General features: G+C 61.1%; 19 protein-coding genes. 10 read left to right on the top strand and 9 right to left on the bottom strand.

What is annotated here, in order from left to right:
• The first annotated feature begins 187 nt into the window (after positions 1–187).
• From P3T43_RS27710 to P3T43_RS27695, 4 genes are all read left to right on the top strand, one after another.
• A complete protein-coding gene (locus tag P3T43_RS27710) occupies positions 188–1,429 on the top strand; it encodes a glycosyltransferase family 87 protein (protein WP_429284295.1) in 1,242 nt (413 codons plus the stop codon).
• Positions 1,426–2,745 (top strand): glycosyltransferase family 87 protein, encoded by a 1,320-nt coding sequence (locus P3T43_RS27705; protein WP_429284199.1) that lies wholly within the window; start codon positions 1,426–1,428, stop codon positions 2,743–2,745. The genes P3T43_RS27710 and P3T43_RS27705 overlap by 4 nt, the downstream gene beginning before the upstream one ends.
• 34 nt (positions 2,746–2,779) lie before the next feature.
• Positions 2,780–3,841 (top strand): glycosyltransferase, encoded by a 1,062-nt coding sequence (locus P3T43_RS27700; protein WP_429284198.1) that lies wholly within the window; start codon positions 2,780–2,782, stop codon positions 3,839–3,841.
• Positions 3,842–4,044: 203 nt separating this feature from the next.
• Positions 4,045–4,473, top strand: a complete 429-nt coding sequence (locus tag P3T43_RS27695; RefSeq protein WP_429284197.1) for a TOBE domain-containing protein — start codon at positions 4,045–4,047, stop codon at positions 4,471–4,473.
• A 42-nt stretch (positions 4,474–4,515) separates the two neighbouring features.
• On the opposite strand, the gene P3T43_RS27690 is transcribed toward P3T43_RS27695, so the two are convergent.
• The 8 genes from P3T43_RS27690 to P3T43_RS27655 form a co-directional block, all read right to left on the bottom strand.
• Entirely contained in the window at positions 4,516–5,436 is a 921-nt protein-coding gene (locus P3T43_RS27690; RefSeq protein ID WP_429284196.1) for a hypothetical protein, read from the bottom strand.
• Between the two features lie 231 nt (positions 5,437–5,667).
• Positions 5,668–6,660 (bottom strand): sugar-binding protein, encoded by a 993-nt coding sequence (locus tag P3T43_RS27685; RefSeq protein WP_429284195.1) that lies wholly within the window; start codon positions 6,658–6,660, stop codon positions 5,668–5,670.
• Positions 6,661–6,917: 257 nt separating this feature from the next.
• Positions 6,918–7,943 carry an ABC transporter permease gene (locus P3T43_RS27680; protein ID WP_429284194.1) on the bottom strand — a complete coding sequence of 342 codons (1,026 nt, stop codon included), beginning with the start codon at positions 7,941–7,943 and terminating at the stop codon, positions 6,918–6,920.
• 24 nt (positions 7,944–7,967) lie between these two features.
• A complete protein-coding gene (locus tag P3T43_RS27675) occupies positions 7,968–8,708 on the bottom strand; it encodes an ATP-binding cassette domain-containing protein (RefSeq protein WP_429284193.1) in 741 nt (246 codons plus the stop codon).
• A 205-nt stretch (positions 8,709–8,913) separates the two neighbouring features.
• Positions 8,914–9,921 carry a ferritin-like domain-containing protein gene (locus tag P3T43_RS27670; RefSeq protein ID WP_429284192.1) on the bottom strand — a complete coding sequence of 336 codons (1,008 nt, stop codon included), beginning with the start codon at positions 9,919–9,921 and terminating at the stop codon, positions 8,914–8,916.
• A 130-nt stretch (positions 9,922–10,051) separates the two neighbouring features.
• Positions 10,052–10,600 (bottom strand): septal ring lytic transglycosylase RlpA family protein, encoded by a 549-nt coding sequence (locus P3T43_RS27665; protein ID WP_429284191.1) that lies wholly within the window; start codon positions 10,598–10,600, stop codon positions 10,052–10,054.
• A 236-nt stretch (positions 10,601–10,836) separates the two neighbouring features.
• Positions 10,837–11,124 carry a GCG_CRPN prefix-to-repeats domain-containing protein gene (locus tag P3T43_RS27660; protein ID WP_429284190.1) on the bottom strand — a complete coding sequence of 96 codons (288 nt, stop codon included), beginning with the start codon at positions 11,122–11,124 and terminating at the stop codon, positions 10,837–10,839.
• Positions 11,125–11,237: 113 nt separating this feature from the next.
• Positions 11,238–12,194, bottom strand: coding sequence for a LysR family transcriptional regulator (locus P3T43_RS27655; RefSeq protein ID WP_429284189.1), 957 nt, complete (start codon positions 12,192–12,194; stop codon positions 11,238–11,240).
• A gap of 121 nt (positions 12,195–12,315) precedes the next feature.
• Between P3T43_RS27655 and P3T43_RS27650 the strand changes: the two genes are divergently transcribed.
• The gene (locus P3T43_RS27650) at positions 12,316–13,068 is read left to right on the top strand and encodes an SDR family oxidoreductase (RefSeq protein WP_429284188.1); all 753 of its coding nucleotides are present in this window, start codon (positions 12,316–12,318) and stop codon (positions 13,066–13,068) included.
• Between the two features lie 64 nt (positions 13,069–13,132).
• On the opposite strand, the gene P3T43_RS27645 is transcribed toward P3T43_RS27650, so the two are convergent.
• The gene (locus P3T43_RS27645; protein ID WP_429284187.1) at positions 13,133–13,342 is read right to left on the bottom strand and encodes a hypothetical protein; all 210 of its coding nucleotides are present in this window, start codon (positions 13,340–13,342) and stop codon (positions 13,133–13,135) included.
• Between the two features lie 219 nt (positions 13,343–13,561).
• On the opposite strand from P3T43_RS27645, the gene P3T43_RS27640 reads away from it, so the two are divergent.
• From P3T43_RS27640 to P3T43_RS27620, 5 genes are all read left to right on the top strand, one after another.
• Entirely contained in the window at positions 13,562–14,503 is a 942-nt protein-coding gene (locus tag P3T43_RS27640) for a LysR family transcriptional regulator (RefSeq protein WP_429284186.1), read from the top strand.
• Positions 14,504–14,714: 211 nt separating this feature from the next.
• On the top strand, positions 14,715–15,935 hold the full coding sequence (locus tag P3T43_RS27635) for a phthiocerol/phthiodiolone dimycocerosyl transferase family protein (protein ID WP_429284185.1): 1,221 nt from the start codon (positions 14,715–14,717) through the stop codon (positions 15,933–15,935).
• Positions 15,936–16,117: 182 nt separating this feature from the next.
• A complete protein-coding gene (locus P3T43_RS27630) occupies positions 16,118–17,614 on the top strand; it encodes a DUF4387 family protein (protein ID WP_429284184.1) in 1,497 nt (498 codons plus the stop codon).
• A gap of 264 nt (positions 17,615–17,878) precedes the next feature.
• Positions 17,879–18,535 (top strand): response regulator transcription factor, encoded by a 657-nt coding sequence (locus tag P3T43_RS27625; RefSeq protein WP_429284183.1) that lies wholly within the window; start codon positions 17,879–17,881, stop codon positions 18,533–18,535.
• Positions 18,536–18,711: 176 nt separating this feature from the next.
• On the top strand, positions 18,712–19,161 hold a 450-nt coding region (locus P3T43_RS27620; RefSeq protein WP_429284182.1), incomplete at its 3' end, for a helix-turn-helix domain-containing protein.

The following is a 19,161-nucleotide window of genomic DNA, read 5'->3' as shown; positions in this document are numbered from 1 at the left end:
GAGCTGTGCAGGTACCAGCTATCGTCCACGATGAAAATTGCAGGCCTTGAAAGTTCGATTGTTTTCCTACAACAATGAACCCAACGCAGGCGCGCGCTATACGCATCGCATGCTTAGGAATGGAAACGAAATAAAAATTGACCGGATACGTCGGATAGCAATCCGACGCATAGATGAGGCGGGGATGATGGACATTCTTTTGCGGAGATCGAGCACCACAGAGCGACGCATTCGCGACTGGCTGAAGCTCGACCGGATCGTCGTGTACAGCCTGGTGGCGGTCATCGTTCATGCATCGATTCTGGGTCTGTGGGCATGGAGTAGCAATGGCTTCACTTTGAGCAACGGTTATCGGCCCGGTACGGACTTCTCTGTATTCTGGGTCGCCTCCCACGTGATGCAGCACGGCGCCCCGGCGCACGTCTACGACTACGTCGCGTTCGGCAAGCTCGAGCAACTCCTGTTAGGTGGGTATCAGCACGGTGGCTTTCTGCCGTGGCTCTATCCGCCCATGTTTCTCCTGCTTGTCACGCCATTGGCGCTGTTGCCGTTCTGGCCTGCGTTCTTTGCCTTCGTGAGCGCGAGTGTGGCGATCTTCGTAGCGGGTGTATTGCGCGTGTCGGGTCTGAGTGCCGCAATCGGTAGTGCGGAGCTGGCCCGCATCGTAGTCGCGGCATGTCCGTGCGTGTTCGTGTGCGCGACCTTTGGACAGAATTCACTGTTGACGGCCGCGCTGGTGGCGTTCGCGGTGGCCTGGATCGAACCCAGGCCGATTCTCGCGGGTATTTGCATTGGCTTGCTGGCCGCGAAGCCGCAGATGGCCATGTTGTTCCCGTTGGTACTGATTGCGGCGCGGGCATGGCGCGTGATGGCGGTCGCTGCGGTGACGGCGGTTCTTTTCACGGCGCTGAGTCTGCTGGTGTGCGGTCCGCAGTCACTGCATCTGTTTCTCGCCAGTGCCGATCTCGCGCGCGATATCACGCTTGAACATGGCCAGCGTTTCTGGCTCGCTTCGCCCACGCCATTCGCCGCCTTCCGGCTTGCCAACATGGATCTGCCGGTCGCCTATATCGCGCAAGGCGGTGTTGCCCTCGTCGCTGCGGCATGCGCCTGCGATGTGTGGCGGCGTACCCGCGAGATCGGTGCGCGAGCGGCGGTTCTGGCCGTGGCGACATTGATCGCCAATCCCTATGTGTGGCACTACGAACTGGCATGGCTGGGGATCGCGCTGGCATGGATGGTCGCGATGGGATTGAAGCGCGGATGGGCGCGCGGTGAGCAGACGGTTCTCGCCATCGCGTGGATCTTGCCGCTGTACGAATTTTTCAACCGCGTCGCTGAATGGCCGCAGATTGGCCCGATCGTTTTGCTGCTGGTGCTTCTGATGATCTTGCAGCGCGTGCGTGCCGACGCTGGGAGCGTGCAATGAATCCGAGTTCGTCGAACCCTTTGAATTCGTGGCGCCGCTCGTCACTGAGCGCGTCGCAGAATGCCGCCGCAATGCGCGGGCAACATTGGCTCACCGGCGCGCGTCTGCGGACCTATTCGTTGGTTGCGCTGGCCTGCTATGGGTTGTTTCTGATGGTGTACCTGTATCGGACCGAGTGGCAGCACCGCCCGGACTTCGGTCCGCTGGCAATGGACTTTCTTCCCTTCTGGAGCGCGTCGTTCCTCGCGCTGCATCGTCACGCAATCGATGCATACAACCTCGTCGCGCTGACCGCCGTCGAAACGCAGGCGATTTCACGTGAGCCCGGCATTCTGCCGTGGCTCTATCCGCCGACGTTCTTGCTGATGGTGTATCCGCTGGCGCTGCTGTCGTTCAAATTTGCTGCGATGGCTTTCCTTGGCGCGACGCTCGCACTGTTTGTCAGGGTTATGTGCGCGATCGTTCCGGGCCGGCAAACAGTCCTTGTAGCGTTGGCGTTTCCGGGCGCAGCGCTGGTGCTGGTGTGTGGACAAAATGGTTTGCTGACCGCGGGCATCGCAGGCCTCGGTCTGGTGTTGTTGCGTCGCCAACCCCTGATCGCTGGAGTCTGCTTAGGATTGCTCTGCATCAAACCGCATCTGGCTATGCTGTTTCCCCTTGCGCTGCTGTGTTCGCGTTCATGGCGCGCGCTTGCCGCAATGGGGGTAACGGCTGCGGTAATTTTGGTGGTGTCGGTGCTGGCGTTCGGCACCGGAACGCTAGCGGCATTTCTGGCTAACACGGGTTTGATCACCGGTCTCGTCGAGTCGGGCCGTGCGACGCTCGCGAGGATACCCACCGTATTTGCGCTTGCCACACTCATGCATGTTCCATCTGCGTGGGCTTATGCCGCACAGGCCGTGGTTGCGTTGGCGGCTGCGGCCTCGGTGTGCAATGCATGGGGACGCGAATGCTCTTTCGCATTGCGCGCGGCCGTTCTGCTTTGTGCCAGTCTGCTTGTCAGCCCCTACCTGTTCGACTACGACCTCACCTGGTTGGGCGTGTTAATCGCATGGTGCGTGCAGCACGGGCTCGCACGCGGCTGGAAGCGTTATGAACGCGAGTGGCTGGTGGGGTTGTGGCTGCTTCCCATTGCGGGCGTCTTCGTGGTCATGCAACTGAAGTTTCAGTTCATGCCGCTCGTGGTCGCGACGACGCTGTGGATGTTGATGCGGCGAATCGCGCAAGAGCGGCGGGACCCAGTGGTGCTGGATAGCGGCACGGGCGACGAAGGTCGTCGGTCGCACGGCTTCAGGGTTATCGGTATCACGCACTAGTCAAAAGATGGATTTAACGGGGAAGGGGGGCATCATGTCCACACATAACACAAGAAATCTGATTTCGCTGGTTGTGCCGTTTTATAACGAGGGCGAAGCCGTCGGACATTTTTTTGCCCAGATCGTTCCGGTGATGGAAGCGATCGACGGGATCCGCTTCGAAATTGTCTGCGTGAACGACGGCAGCAAGGACACGACGCTGGAACAACTGATCGCAGTCAGCGCGAAAGACGCACGGGTGCGGGTGGTCGATCTCACGCGGAACTTCGGCAAGGAAGCCGCGTTGACGGCGGGACTCGACGAAGCGCTTGGCGACGCTGTGATCCCGATTGACGCGGACCTGCAGGATCCGCCCAGCCTGATTCCAGTGATGATCGAACACTGGCGAGCGGGCGCCGAAGTGGTCGCGGCCAAACGGACCAACCGCGCATGTGATTCGTTTGCCAAGCGCACGGCGGCGGCGCTGTATTACCGCGTCCACAATGCGGTGTCCGATCTGAAGGTGCCGGAGAACGTCGGCGACTTCAGGCTGATGGACCGGCAGGTGGTCAACGCGTTGAAGCGCTTGCCGGAGCGCCGCCGCTTCATGAAGGGGCTTTTCGCGTGGGTCGGCTATCGCACGGTGATTGTCGAGTATCAGCGTGACGCACGTAGCGCCGGTCATTCGAAATTCTCGGGGTGGCGGCTGTGGAATTTCGCGCTCGAAGGCATCACGAGTTTCAGCACGGTGCCGTTGCGGTGCTGGACATATATCGGCCTCGCGATCGCCGCGCTGTCGTTCGTCTATGGTGGCTTCATGATTGGCCGCACCTTGCTGTTCGGCAATCCGGTACCCGGTTATGCGTCGCTGTTGTGTGTGCTGCTCTTCATGGGTGGTATCGAGTTGATCGGGATTGGCGTTATCGGCGAATACATTGGGCGCATCTATTACGAGTCGAAAGAGCGGCCGGTATATCTGGTGCGACGTCGTTATCAGACGCGCAGCAAGGTGAGCGCGCTGCCGGTTCGTCAAGGCGCGGTGGATGCAGTGACATCGCTGCGCTTTGAGCACCCGCGCAAGCGGTTTGCTCCGCGGATGCGTGTGGCTGGGCGGTAACAGGGAGGGTGCGATGCGCGCTATACACCATCGTCTTAAGCGGTATGAGTTCGGCTATATAGCGCCGCATCCAACGCAATCTAATTGACCATTAAGTGTCCTTATCTCTCGCTTCGCATCACACTTCTCGATACACTAATTCGCTGACCTTAAACACAGCGCGCGCCATTCATCACGTGAGCGGTCGATATCGGGAGATCAACATGCGAACCAGTGCCAGGAATCACTTTGAAGGTGAAGTCGTCGAAGTCAAACACGGGGCGGTGAACGACGAGATCACGTTGCGAACCCAAGACGGTCTCGACATCGTCGCGATCGTCACGCATGGCAGTGCGACATCGCTTGGGCTGGCCGCCGGGAAGTCAGCCTTTGCGCTCGTCAAGGCGTCCTCGGTCATCGTGATGGTGGACGTCGCGAGCAGCCAGGTGTCGGCGCGCAACTGCATCGCCGGGAAGGTGACGGCCGTGACCAAAGGCGCGGTGAATGCGGAGGTCACGATTGCCGGCGCCAGCGGTGCGCAGATCGCGGCGATCATCACCAATGAAAGCGCAGACCGTCTCGGCCTCGCCAGCGGCAAAGCGGCCACCGCGATTTTCAAGGCATCGAGCGTGATCGTGGGCGTAGATCAATAAGCGGATTTTTCCAGCGGCCGCGATCGCAACACACCTTTGCCGTCACTTGATGGCAAAGGTACGCACGTAGCTGGTCCCGCTTGCCGGGCTCGCGCGGTCCACCGCGTACAGCACGTGGTGTATGGCGTCGATCGCCACGCCCCGGGCATCCTGGAAGTCATTGGCGAGCACGGTGATCGTGCCATCCGGCGCGATCTCGCAGAGGCCCGTTTTATTGCACTTCGTATAGAGCCGCCCCTGCGCGTCCACGGCCATCAGATCGGGACTTTCGATTTGCACAAACACCGTGGGCGTCACCGCTCCGGCCGAATTCAAAAGCTCGTTCAGGCTGGCCTTCACGACGTTATTGTTGGCCTGATCCGAGACAAACACGCTACCGCCCGATACCGCAACGCCAACCGGTTTGCCGAGTCCCGTCAGCAGATCGCGCTCGGTAGCGGTGTGAGTCGCTGCGTCGTACGTCACGAGACTCAGGCCGCCTTGCGGGGGATTGCTGCCGGTCTTGATGAACCAGGTGGACAGAAGCTGGCCAGGTGCGAGTTCAACCAGTCCGAGCCTGCGTCGTGCCGGATTGGGACCGGTCAGCGCAACTGCCGTGCCGTTGCTGGTGATTTCGAAGATCGCGCTGGCCGTGCCGAAGCCGAAGCGTTCGACGAGCAGCGCGCCCGAGCGCGCGAAGGTCAACTGGCTGAGGCTCTTGCCTTGCCCCGCTTCGACTGGAATCGACGCATACGGCGTAAAGGCGCTGCCGGTTGAGGCGAGCACGCTGCTGGTGCGGTCATCTGTGATGAAGACTAGGTTGTCTGACGGTCGTACCGCGATCCCGTTCGGTAAGGCATCGACTGCGGCTTTTTGCGGTTGTAGGGTTGCTGCGGGCGTGCTGCAGCCAACCAGCACTGCAACCACGCTCAAGGTTGCAAAAGCCGCGGCGGCCCTGCGCAAAACAACGTGCGACACGAGCATGTGTGCTCCAGACGGAATTCAGGCTGAATGAACAGGGACTAGCGGGTCGTATTGCGGACGGTCGCAAGGCCAGCGGGCCTCGCGACGTCATGGATGCCTAATATACACATAAGCGGTTTGAGACGGTCACTGCAAGGGGCCGCGCGTTTTCTAACGTGCGATTGACGGGAAGGGACGGGATGCGGCACTCCCTCAAACCGCATCCCTTCTTGCAACAAAACCTCCCGCACCTCAATGTTTAAGACAAGTGTCAGCGTTCTTCCAGGTGCAGGTATCGAGCCCGGTATGAATAACCGGCGGCACGGTCTTGCCTTCCGCGAGGTCACGCATGATCATCGCCGCCCGGTAGCCCATCTCTTCCGGCCGCTGACCGACGAGAACATTGACCTTGTGATCTTTAAGCGCCTGCAGTTCCGGTCCTAAGGTATCGGCCGAAACGATGACGAACTTGCCGCTGTTGATCTTGTCCATGATCGGCGCGACGACCTGCGAATAGGCCTGCGGCGCAAACAGCGGCCAGCCGCCCTCGAGCACGAACGCGTCGAGTCCGGTGGCGTTGGCGGTCAGCGTGTCCTGCATCATCTGGTTGGCCTTGGCGGCGTCATCGTTCACATAGAGCGGGCAGGCGCTGATTTCCTTCCAGCCGTTTTCTCCCGCGAGCTTCTGCACGCCCTTCTTGCCGGCGAGCGTGTCGCGCGTTCCTGCCGCGCGCTGGTTGATATTCTCGGCCGCGGGATTACCCATCACGAGGCAGATATTGCCGCCCTTCGGCATCAGCAACTTCAACTGTTCGCCGAGCTTCACGCCCAGTTCGTAGTTGTCGGTGCCGACGTAGGTCTTGCGCAGCGAGGCATCCTTCGGCAGCAGGTCGGCATCCGCGGTGATGACCGGAATCGTTACGTTGCGGCGCTTCAATTCTTCGGCGACCGCCGGGGCGTTCGCGGGCGAAATCGCCATACTTGCCACGCCCTTGGTCAAGAGGTCGTCGATGATCTGTACTTCTGCGCTTTCGTCGGCGGCCGTGGCGGGGCCGGTGTAATAGCAGGTATAGCCTTGCTTGTTGAGCTCCTTGTTGGCGCGGTCGCATCCCTGATGCATCAGGTCGAAGTAGGGGTTGTCGAGCCCCTTCACCACCAGCGCCAGGGTCTTATCGGCTGCGAAGGCGGGCGAGGTCAGCGTGGCCAGCCCTCCAAGCGCAGCAAGACACATCAACAGCTTCTTCATTGTCGTCTCCTGGGTCGACCGGAGTGGGCGTTCTGGCGCCTCGCCCGGTCTATACAAAGTGATCGGCGCCGGTTCTGCAGCGCCTATGTCTGCTCACACCATTTTCGTCACACTCGCGAAGAAAGGCCGGGTCCGGGCTTGGGCCTTCTCGCGGAATCTCGCGTTGCGTTTGAACCTCGACGTCCGGCAGTTCCGCGTTCCGTCCGGTCGTCCTCCAAGGCACCCGCTGCCGTGCAGCCGGTGCCTCCGAAGCCCAGTCAATCTCCTTGCCGTTCCCCGCCGAGCCGGTTGAAGAGCACGGCGACGATGATGAAAGCACCCACGACCGTCCCCTGCCAGAACGAGTCGACGCCGAGCAGGATCAGGCTGTTGCGGATCACTTCGATGAGCGCGGCGCCGACGACGGTCCCAAAGGCGCTGCCGATGCCGCCCATGAGGCTGGTTCCACCGATCACGGTCGCGGCGATCACACGCAATTCGTCGCCGGTGCCGAGGCCAGTCGTCACCGCACCGAGCCAGCCCACTTCGAGGATGGCCGCGACGCCTGCCATGAGGCCCGCTAGCACATAGACGGAGCAGACGATGCGACGCACCGGAACGCCGGTGAGTCTCGCCGCATGACGGTTGCCACCGACCGCGAAGACGTAGCGGCCCCAGCGCGTCCAGGCAAAAGCGAACCAGAACAGCACGGCGAGCACGATCAGGAACCACACCGGATTGGCGAGGCCGAAGGTCTTGCCGCCGCCGAGCGCCAGCAGCTTGCTGCCGTCGGGACCGAAATCGAAAATGGTCCGGCTGCCGGAGAACACCAGCGCGAGGCTGCGCCCGACGCTCAGCATGCCGAGCGTCACGACGAACGGCTGCATGTCGAGATAGGCGATGAGCAGACCGTTCACGAGGCCGACGATGCCCGCGGTCAGCAGTCCCATGCCGATGCCCGCCCAGAGCGGGTAGCCGGCATTCATGACGACCGAGAGGACGATCCCGCTCAGGCCGATTGTCGAGCCGACCGAAATGTCGATACCGCCCGTGACGATCACGGCCATCATGCCGAGCGCGACGATGGCCACGAACGCGAAATTACGCGTGACGTTGAAGAGATTCTGCGGCGTCGCGAAGGTGGAGGTGACGAACGAGAGCACGATGCAGGCGACGATCGTCGCGGCCACCACCCAGAACACCTGACTGGCGAGAAGGCCGGTCCAGCGCGTGTGGGTCTTCGCGGCTTGCGGATTATCCAGCAACGCCGACATCGGCGTAGGCCTTTCCTGCGGATCGTTCAATTCGGACTCCCATGCGAGTCGGTTTCAGGCGGTGGCAATGGCTCCGGTAATGAGGGCGGTGACTTCTTCCGGAGACGACGCTTCGGTCTTCTTGTCCGCGACCTTGTGTCCACGCCGCATCACGACCACGCGGTCGGCGACGGTGAACACGTCCGGCATGCGGTGGCTGATGAGAATGACCGCGATGCCATGTTCCGAGAGGCGTTTGATGAGGTCGAGCACCTCGGCCACCTGGCGCACGCTGATGGCTGCGGTCGGCTCGTCCATGATGACGAGCCGCGCTTCGGAAAGGCGCGTGCGCGCGATCGCCACCGCTTGCCGCTGACCGCCTGACATCTGCCTGACGAGATCGAGCGGGCGCGTTTCCGATTTGAGTTCCTTGAAGAGCTCGCCGGCGCGCCGGTACATGGTCGCGTGATCGAGAATGCGGATCGGCCAGAAACCGAGCCGTGGTTCACGGCCGAGGAACACGTTGGCGGCCGCCGTCAGGTTGTCGCAAAGCGCGAGGTCCTGATAGACGACTTCGATCCCGCGAGCACGGGCGTCGACCGGTTTGCTGAAATGCACCGCCTTACCGTCGATGAGGATCTCGCCGTGCGACGGTGGGAAATTACCCGCGATGACTTTGACCAGCGTGGATTTACCGGCGCCGTTGTCGCCCATCAGTCCGACCACCTGACCCGGCTCCAGACTTAAGCTGACATCGTTCAGGGCGCGAATGGCCCCGAAGTGTTTGGAAACGTCTCTGAGCTCCAGAAGACTCATGGATTGTCGCGCTCGCTCCAATGGAGGCGCCCATTTCTTCGGCCGGGCGACCGGTAGTCATACTATAGCCAGCTATTTTTTATAGCACATACTTACCTTTTGGCAAGCAGGCTTCCCGCGTTACCGGGTTTACCTGCGGCCCAAGGTACTCAGTATGTGTTGTGAGGGCATGAGTGATACGCCTGGTGCGGTGCGCGTCAGACTGCTACTTTGCCTGGCTCTTGTTCTTGCCCGCACGCATGAAGCACCGCGCGAAGCGCACGAGTCTCGGCATCATTACGGGACGCAGCAGACGATGGTCGTACCCGGAGAAGCGCCGCTCGTTCTCCGCGAGGCACAGCGTCATCAGTTCGCGCACGCTGATATCGACCGCGGACACCGTTTGCGCGCCGTTCACCGTGAAGTTGTTAGCGTGCGTGTGCTCGTTGCCGTCAGCGTCGAGCGTGCGCACAAGGTTCATCCGCTCCCAGGCGAGATACACCCACGCGGCGGCGACTTTAAGCGTGAAGCCAATACGCTGCCACCAGGGCAACTGCGCGCGATGCCACGCCACCCAGTTGGCGAACAGCAGGATGTGGCGGCATTCTTCCTGCATGACCGGCTCGAACGTGTCGATCAATTCAGGCGGAAACAGTCCCGAGCGATGCGCGACCTCGAACAGTCCGAAGGCGAAGAAGCTGTCGATGCATTCGCTGTAACCTGTGACGATGAAAGCCCACTCGGTGTTGCGCGGGAAGACGTAGGGCGCTTCGCTCAGGAGCGGAATGCCGTACGCGGCCACCATCCGCGAGAGCACCTCCTTATGGCGGTTCTCCTCCCATGCGTTGAGGGCGATCGCCTCGCGCACGTCAGGCTCGTCGACGCTTGCGGCATACGCGGCCATACGCAAGCGTGCCTTGCCTTCGGTCTGCACGGCGAGGTCCCAGATCGACAGGGAAACGATCCGTTCGAGTGCATCGGGTTCGAGTTCGGGCCATTCGAGCACCGATGGACGATAGGGATTGAAGGTCTCGCGAAACATCCGGCACATCTCGCGGCGATGCACATCGGAGCCCGGCTTGAGCGGGCCCGCGACGCTGCTCGTCCAGTACCTGGCGTTGCGGTCCGCGACGTCGAGCGTCGCCGGGTCGGGTAGGTGTTGTGGTAGCGCCGGCGCGGTGAAGTCTTGAATCAGCCGTTCAACGGCGAAGCTGTCAAAGGTCGGGTCACTCATTCTGGAAGCTCCAGGGTGAATGCGTCACCACGGATTCTGACATTTCTTGCGATGGTTTGCCTCGGAGCGGTACTTCGGCTTCGAGTGGGACGCTGCGAGCCGCGGACGGCGTGGCAACACACGCAGCCTGCTACTGGCCGTTGTGAGTATCCGTTGCGCCTGCGCCTGGCTTGACGCTGCCGTCGGCCTGGGGAACGGCCAACGGCTTGACTTCGACCGGGGCGGTGCCGTCCTTTTTCAGGCCAAGCTGATCGGCGGTCTTGGGCGACACATCGACAATCCGGTTCTGGACGTAGGGGCCGCGATCGCGGATTTCAACTTCCGCGCTGCTGCCGTTCTTCAGATTCGTGACGCGGGCCTTGGTGCCGAGCGGGAGCGTCTTGCTGGCGGCGGAGTTGGATTGCGGATCCATGGGCGTACCGTCGGCCATCTTTTTTGAGTAGAACTCCCGGCCGTAGTACGAGATTTTGCCCTTGCGGATCTTGCCGGAGCGGTCGAGATGGTGGGGGGGTACCGGGGTCGAGCTTGCCGCAGGGGCATCGGCAGAAGCCTGTTTTTGCGCTGGATGCGCTGTGCTAAGGCCGCACGAGATCAGTATAAACAGAAACATCGCGAGCGTGCGTCTTCGACTGGAGAGTCGCAGTCGTCGATGCTTCGTGAGATGAAGATCACCTTCCATTTGGTACTCCTCTTCACCGTGCCTTGAGCGGTGGGCACCAGATCGAGTGGTGATCTTGCAGTATAGGTGAATGGTGAGCCGTGGCCGATGTGCGTATCGGATCGCGCACAAGCGGCCACTGAAGCAAAAGAGGAGGCCACCGCTAAAGTTGAGGGACATCCGGGCTACACGGATTCGTCTATGGATTGCGGTTGCGGTTGCGGTTGCGGTTGCGATTCGCCATCGCCGCAGTCCCTTCACTGATACATCCCGTTCGGCAGGCGACCATGGTAGGGCGTGTTGCGGCAATGTCCCCACGGACCCAGCCAGTATCCGGGCGGGCAGGCATAGTTCGAAACCGGAGCGGCCGGCGCGGCATAGACCACCGGAGCCGTTTGAATGACGACGGGACCCGCATAGCGGCATTGGCCCCATGCATTGCGCCAGCCTCCGGGCCCGCAGCCTTGCGCGGCTTGTGCGTTGCCGGTGGAAAATGCGAACGCTGTGGTGGCCAGTACGATTAATGCAGCGTGTTTGCAACTCATGATTCGCTCCTGTCGGATGGGTGTGAGAGATGTTTTTGCTGACAGGAGCCATTGTGCGTGGCGACAATTAGCATCGAATGAGCGCCTTCGGCATCCGCTCATCGTCGGCGCAATCAAGGCGTGCCGTGAGCCGGATTCGCTGGCCGGGGCCCAGCACCGCTAGCATGTTGTGCGTGAGAGTTAGCATCGCTAAAGACCGCAGCCAGGTGATCGATAAACGCACGCACGACGGGCGGCAAGCCCCGGCGCGTCGTAAACACGAGGTGAATGATGCCGGCGGGCGTGGTCCACTGCGGGAACACGTGGACGAGTCTTCCGGCTGCGAGTTCTTCATGGCAGGCATGGTCAGGCAATAACGCCACGCCCAGTCCAGCCACCGCGGCATCGCGAAGTGCGGCGAAATCCACACAGGTCATTCTCGGTTGATGGCGGACTGAATATTCCTCGTCGTTCGGGCCGCTGAACGTCCAGAGGATTTCGCCCATCTCATCGGTTGTCGCGAGCGTGGTCATTTCGCTCAGGATCGCAATGTTCCCGATCGCGCACTGGGAGGCGAGTTTGGGTGCGGCAACAAGGATACGGGACGAGTAGCCCAGCGTTCGCATGATCAATGAGGCGTCCGAATCGAGCCTCGTGCGCACACGGATCGCGACGTCGATCCGTTCTTCAATCAGATCGACGGCACGATCGGCTGCAACCACTTGCAGCGTGGCCTTGGGGAAGCGCGCCAGAAACGATCCAAACTCCCCCGATAGTACTTCCACGAGTCCTGGCGGACAACTGCATCGCACGACGCCTTGCGGCTCGCCCAACGCCTCCGAAGCGACGGCGTCGGCCTGCTGCACGTCGAGCATGATGGTGCGGCAGCGTTCAAAGAACGCCTGACCGACGTCCGTTACCCTGAAACGCCGGGTTGAACGCTCGATCAATCGCACCCCTAACCGCTGTTCCAGGGCAGCAATGCGCCGGCTGATGGTCGACTTGGGCGTGCGCAGCACACGGCTCGTCGCAGCGAATCCGCCATTTGTCACCACTTCGGCAAAGAGCACGTAATCGTTGACGTCCTGCATGTTGATTGACCCATTTTTGGAACAATGATGCTCATTTTAGCCGTCTAGCGCGATGTTTGTTCCATCGGCATGATGTCTTCAACGCAGCGAAACGGTTCGCTGAAACTCAAGGAGAGATGAAATGAGCAAGTTCGATAACAAGGTCGTCGTTGTCACCGGCGGTACCAGTGGGATTGGCTTCGCAACCGCGAGCCGCTTCGCAGCCGAAGGCGCGTCGGTTTTCATCACCGGTCGACGCCAGCAGGAACTGGATGCCGCAGTCAAAAAGATGGGGGGCCGGGTAACGGGCGTACGCGCCGACATGTCGAAGCTCGCCGACATCGATCGCCTGTACGACGCGGTTCAGCAAAAACATTCGCACATCGATGTACTTTTCACTAACGCGGGCGGAGGGTCGATGCTGCCGCTTGGCTCGATCACCGAAGAGCACTACGAAGATACCTTCGGTCGCAACGTAAAGGCCGTGATCTTCACCGTGCAAAAGGCGCTGCCGCTGCTTCGCAACGGTGCGTCCATCGTGTTGGCCGGCTCTACCGCGGGCGCATCCGGCACCGCAGCCTTCAGCATTTACAGCGCCTCGAAGGCCGCTGTACGCAATCTGGCGCGTAGCTGGACGCTGGATCTCAAGGACCGGGGCATCCGCGTCAACGTGGTCAGCCCGGGTCCGGTCAAGACGCCGGGGCTGGTCGAACTCGCGGGTGATGACCCGGCCCAGCAACAAGGTCTGCTCGATGTTCTGGCCGCGCAGGTGCCGCTCGGTCGAGTTGGGAATCCTAAAGAAATCGCCAATGCGGTCGTCTTCCTCGCCTCTGACGAAGCGAGCTTCATTGCGGGCGCGGAATTCTTCGTCGACGGCGGCATGGCTCAAGTCTGAGTCGATGCAAGAGCGCGGTAGCCCGCGCTGAAAGCGGGCCCGCGGTCGGCATGGTACGCCCTCGTCACGCGCGCCTGTGGCCAGAGCGTGTCAGGTGATAGCCGGCGATCAGCCCCATGTCGTAGGCGCTTTCGAGGGCGCGGACGATATCGACCGGTCTTACCGTGACGCGCATATCAGGTTGCTGGGCGTCGAGAAAGAAGGTATCGACGTCGAAGCAATCGGTCGCGATCTCGCTCAACACGCTTACGCGTTCTTCAGTCAGCGCACTCATTCTGTTCTCCTCTCTTGCGTTCGACACGTTGAAACTACGGCGTGCCGATGCGAATTTCTGGCGGAATTTGACTACAGGTTTCTGCTTTCAAGGATCGAAGAATAGGCGCAGAGAGTTAACAAGGAATTACGCCCTTTTTGTATGGCAATTGTCGGCAAGCTAAGCTAGTGTTGAAAGCTGCGTCGCGATTAAACACCTGCTGAGATTCGTGGAGAGCCCATGGCGCGGTCGCGGATACAAGTCCGGCATCTGCTTTACTTCGTCAAGATCGTTGACGCGGGCAGCTTTTCCCGTGCGGCGACCCAGATTCACGTCGCACAGCCCGCACTGAGCCAGCAGATCGGCGAACTGGAAGAGAGTCTCGGCGTGTCGCTCTTGCACCGCAGCGCGCGCGGCGTCCAGCCCACTGCGGCAGGAAAGCTGCTGTATGCCGAGGCCCAGGCGATCATCCATCGCATTGAGCATTTGCCGGATTTCGTGCGGGCCTGCGGCGAAGATGTAAAAGGCGTGGTTCGCGTTGGCATGTCGCAGGTGTTGGCGGCGTCCATGGCCAAAGCCATCACCGGCGCCTGCAACGTGGCGTTGCCCAATGTCACGCTGCATCTCGTCACGGGGACGAGCGAGCACGTCACTAGCCGCGTGCGCGAAGACAGCCTCGATATCGCCATGATTTTCGACGGCGACTTCGCATCAGGCGTTGCGCGCCAACCGCTATTTAAACAACAGGTTTTTCTTGTCCTGCAGAGCACGACACAAGTCGAGCAGAATCCCATGAGTTGGGACGGACTGCGAAACTTGCCGCTGATCTTGCCCGCCCATCCGCATGCGGATATTGCGCGAATCGTCGATGCGCTGTTCGACGATGGATCGGGCGCCTCGCCAGCCCTGGTGGAAAACGATGTCTGGGCGCAGATTTCAGCGGTCCAGGCGGGTCTTGGCAATGCGCTTCTGGCGATGGGCGATTTATCGCCCGTGAAGGGTGGGGCGGAAATGAAAGCGGTGCCGCTCGACCCGCCGGTCTATATGACCGTCAGCCAGATAAAGTCCGCCGAAAAACCGTTGACGCCGGCTGCCGACGCAACCATGTCGGTCATCAACAACCTCATCAGCCGACACCTCGACGAACAAAAGATCGTGGGTGGCATTCGCGTCGGTCCCTGAGCGGCCCGCGGCGATCTTCTTCAGCTAAGACTGGCCTAATTCTGCGGCTTTACGATGCGACGCAATACCGGTGATGTGCCCGGCGTTGCTGCCGTCAGCGCGCGCCGAAACCGCCCGATCAGCCGCAACACTGCCTCATTTCCATGGTGTTCAGGAGCCGACAATGCAGAGTCTTAGCTGCGAACCAAGGTCACATGGCCAGCTTCCCGCCATGAGACGAATCTATCGTGCCGCCTCGCCGACAGAGATGATCTACATTCAGACGCATACGAATGTGGTGAGCCACAGCCGCATTGCCGGCACGGTCAGCAGGGCGCAATTCGACGCAGCGCTCGCATGGCTGGAGGGGCGCTACGGCATTCTCCGTGCAGTCATAGAGAATGGCGAATTCGTGGCACGGACGGATGACTTGCCGTCGGTTGAAGCCTGGTTGTCTCCCGATACCTGTTCCGTCGATGCGCTCTATACAGAACTGCTCAATGCCGAACTGGCTACGCAGCGGCAGCTCTACCGTGTCCACGTTATTGCGGGCGTCGATACGCTCGACGTCTTCATGCTTAGCGCCCATGCAATTGCGGACGCCACCGCGCTGGTCGAACTGCATTCCTGTTTTGCGTACCTGTGCGATTGCATGGTGCGCGAGGTCGCGCCGGCGTTGGAGCCGCAGCCCTTTCCGCGCCCACTCGATGCGGCAGTCAGTCAGAGCCTGGCTGCGCTTCCAGCCGACCGTGTCGGTCATGCCGCTGCGTGGTCCGGAGCCTGCGCGGAAATCCCGCGGCGGGCGCAGCGCGATGGCCGGCCGCTGAGGCATGGCCTCGAGCGGACGGTGATCGAAGCGGCCGACCTGCATCGGATCAGCGCCGCAGCCCATGCGCACGGTTCCTCGGTGCACTCGCTGCTGGTTGCTGCGTTTGCGCTCGCCATCGGCGACGCGGCCGCGGATCAGCCGCGACAGATCCTGATGCGCTCGAACGTGGATATGCGCCGCAGGCTTGAGCCACACGTTTCCGGGGAGCTGGTCTTTACGGCCATCACAGGCCACATTACGCCCATCCCCGATCTCGACCGGCCGCTCTTCGACATCGCGAAACTTGTGTTCCGCGATATCCATGAGGGCGTGAGCAACGGCTCCCTGTTTCATACCTATCTGAACTACCCAAAACTGTTTGGTGGGACAGAACAACCACCCGTTGCGCTCAATATCTCCGACATGCAGGCGGTCAAATTCAGCTGGCCGACCCAGGCACTGAAAGTAACCGGCTTCGACTATGCGTGTGGGCTGAAAAACTTTCCCAACGTTTCGGTAGCGGTTTTCGACGGCAGGCTCATCGCGAACACTGCGTACACGGCGGAACTGATTGACCCCGCAATCATGCGGACCCTTTCGGAACGGGTCGTGCAACGACTGGTTTCGGCTTGCCAGGCCGGATAGCAGCATTGCGCCCCCTATTACGCCCTCCGTTGCGGCGTGGGCACGTAGACGCCGACCCATATGCGCTGCTTATAGCGGCATCGCAAGCGGGTATTTCCCCCCGCGCGTCAAAACCCGCAGACTTCGCCTCTCGGCATCAAGAGGGCGATGTGGTGCTGTCCGGTGTAAAGCGGGAGTGATGCATGGTAAAGCTGGTGTATCGGGTCGTATCCGCATGCGGGGCTCTGGGCTGCGGGTTCCCGCGCGAATCGCTGCAAAAGGCGTTGAACGGCGGTATCGATGCGGTGGTTGCCGATGCCGGCGCAGCGACCATGGGTCCGCATTACCTTGGCAGCGGTACCCAGCACTTCGAGCGGGAGGCCGTCAAGAACGATTTTCGCAAGATGGTCGAGGCTGGCGAGCGCATTCGCGGCCCCGTGATTCTCGGTAGCTGTGGGACGGCGGGTGGCGAACGCAATCTCGACTGGATGCTCGACATTGCCCGCGAGATATTTGAAGAGCAGCACGTGCGTGACGCAAAGGTGGCCGTGATCCGCTCCGAAGTCGATCCGGCGATTGCGATCGACGCATTGCGCGTCCACGCGTTGCGTCCGCTCGGTAGCGCGCCGGCACTCGACGAAGCCGCGCTGCGCGCAAGCACGATCGTCGCCCAGATGGGCATCCATCCGCTCTTTGCGGCCCTTGCGAGCGGCGCGAAGTACGTGTTCGCGGGCCGTTCGTGCGATGCGGCTCTGTTTGCCGCCGACATGATCCGCCACGGTATCTCGCCCGGACTTGCCTATCACGCGGGCCTCGTGCTCGAAGGCGGCGCACGGGCTTGCGAGCCCGGCTCGTCATGCGACTGCCTCGTCGCGGAAATTTATGACGACGGCAGCGCGGTGTTCATCGCGCCCGACGAGACCCGTCGCTGCACGCCGTATTCCATTGCAGCCCATTCGCTTCACAAGGAAGCGCATCCGCAATTGCAGTTCTATCCAGAAGGCGTGCTGGCCACCGACAAGAGCGAATTTTTTGCCGTCGACGCACACACCGCCGGTGTCCGTGCGAGCCGGTTCTACCGTTCAAGGCGAACGGCGCCATCCCGTATCAAGCTGGAGGGCGCACGGCGCCGCGGGCTGGTCTACGAGTGGACGATGCATCACCTGTTGCAGAACGAGGACGTCATTCGCAACCGGCTGTTCCCGATCTCCTACTACCACGCGGACGGTCGCGAATGGCTTTGCGCGGGTCAGGCGCGCGCGGACTATTTCGAAGTTGGTGAGCCGCCCGGCACCGAGGATCTCGACGCAAGGACGCTTTGCGTCATCGAGGATGCGCCGCCGCGCGGCAAGCCGTATGGAACCCGCTGCCTGCTCGACATGGCTCGCGTGGTGCGAAGCAAGGGGATGGGCTGGCTGACGATTGACGTGTTCTTTGTATCGGAAGAAGCCTATGAAATGGGGCTTGTTTCCAATGTCTTTTGCCCGCGCAGCCTGGCGGATGCGCTTGATCTCAAGCGCAGGTCGATTGTCGGCAGTTACTTTGTGGACAGTTGCCGCGCGATCAGGATTGCTATCGAACGGCCGAGGAATCTCACCCCGGCCGACGGTCACGACGCGTTTGGCGCCCTTCAGCAAGCGGCCATCGAGCGCCTCGTCGTACCGCTGCATGCGAACGACCGTGCTGCTCAGGCGAGCTAGAGGCGCAGCTTATACCGGCATCGCGAGCCAGTATTTTCGCCGTTCCAGAAATTCGCGCACACTGCGTCCGTAGCATCAAGACGACCACTTGTCACGATTCGATCCAGGGCAAACCAGGCGCAGAAATGCGCAACGCTTTTCACGAGCCTGAACTGCAGGCTATTCATGCCCACGGCACTACATCACGCGAATCAACAGGGGGATTCACATCTTCAATAGCGCACGGCTCATGTTGAGCGCGCGCTATCCAAAACGAAGGACATCATGCGAGTTTTACTGGTTGAAGAAGATTTGCAGATTGGCCAAAGCCTGCTTCGCGCATTGAAGGACGCGGATTGCAGTGTCGACTGGGTGCGCGACGGCAAAGCCGGTAGTCTCGCGATCAAGACGGCCTATTACGCGGTGGTATTGCTTGATCTCGGTCCGTCGGGCGCAGACGGCATCGATTTTGTACGTGCCTTGCGTACCGCAGGCAACGACGTTCCCATATTGATTCTCACCGCACTGGACGATCTCGATGCGCGTGTGGACAGTCTCGACAACGGCGCCGACGATTGTGTCCGCAAGCCATTCGAAGTTCGCGAACTGCTTGCGCGTATCCGCGCAGTATTGCGGCGCAAGGCGGGCTATGCGACCTCACGCATAGGCGGCGAGTCGCTCAATCTCGATCTCGACAAACGCATGTTGTGTTGCAACGGGGTCGCGTCGTCGCTCTCCGCGCGCGAATTCGCACTGATGCACGCGTTCCTCGAAAGGCCCGGCATGATCCTCTCGCGCGGCCAGCTCGAAGACCGCCTGTATGGATGGGGTAAAGAGGTGGAAAGCAATGCGGTGGACGTGCTCATCCATACGATGCGCAAGAAGTTCGGACAATCCTTGATCCGCAACGTGCGCGGGCTTGGCTGGACCGTGGCTCATTAAGTTCTTTAGGCTCATTCAGTTCTTTGGCCTCTTTTGAATTTTGAGTGGGTGGTTTGGCGGGGCAAGGGCGGGCGTGAGCCCGGCGCAGCGAACCCTTGAGGCGCCCTGAATCGATAAGCTTGTGTATGGCTGGTTGCGGCAGAATGCGGCAACCAGCCATGCGAGACGAAGCGAACATGACGAATCAACTCTTTGAAGCCGCCTTGGGAATCAAGGCCCCGTGGTACGTGCAAGGCGTCGACTTCGACACGGCCAAACGGCAGCTCACGATTGCCGTGGACTTTGTCGCTGGCAGCCGCTTCGCCTACCCCGGGGTTGCCGGCGAGCACCCGGTGCATGACACGCAAATCAAGCGGCTGCGCCACCTGAACTTCTTTCAGCACGAGTGCTATCTGGAGGTCCGGGTGCCGCGCGTGCGCTTGCCGGACGGCTCGGTACGGCTGGTGGAACCCGACTGGGTCGGCCAACTCGACGGCTTCACGCTGCTGTTCGAAGCGCTGGTGCTGATGCTGGCGCAGCAGATGCCGTTTGCCGCCGTAGCACGCATCGTCAATCTGTCGTGGCACCGGGTTCATGCCATCTGCTCGCGCTATGTGGAACTCGCGCTCGCGTCGGCGAACCTGTCG

Origin of the sequence: Paraburkholderia sp. GAS41 (genome assembly GCF_050436545.1) — a bacterium.
Taxonomy (GTDB): Bacteria; Pseudomonadota; Gammaproteobacteria; order Burkholderiales; family Burkholderiaceae; genus Paraburkholderia.
The sequence above is the reverse complement of the archived record's forward strand: the minus strand, read 5'-3'. Positions and strand labels throughout refer to the sequence as shown.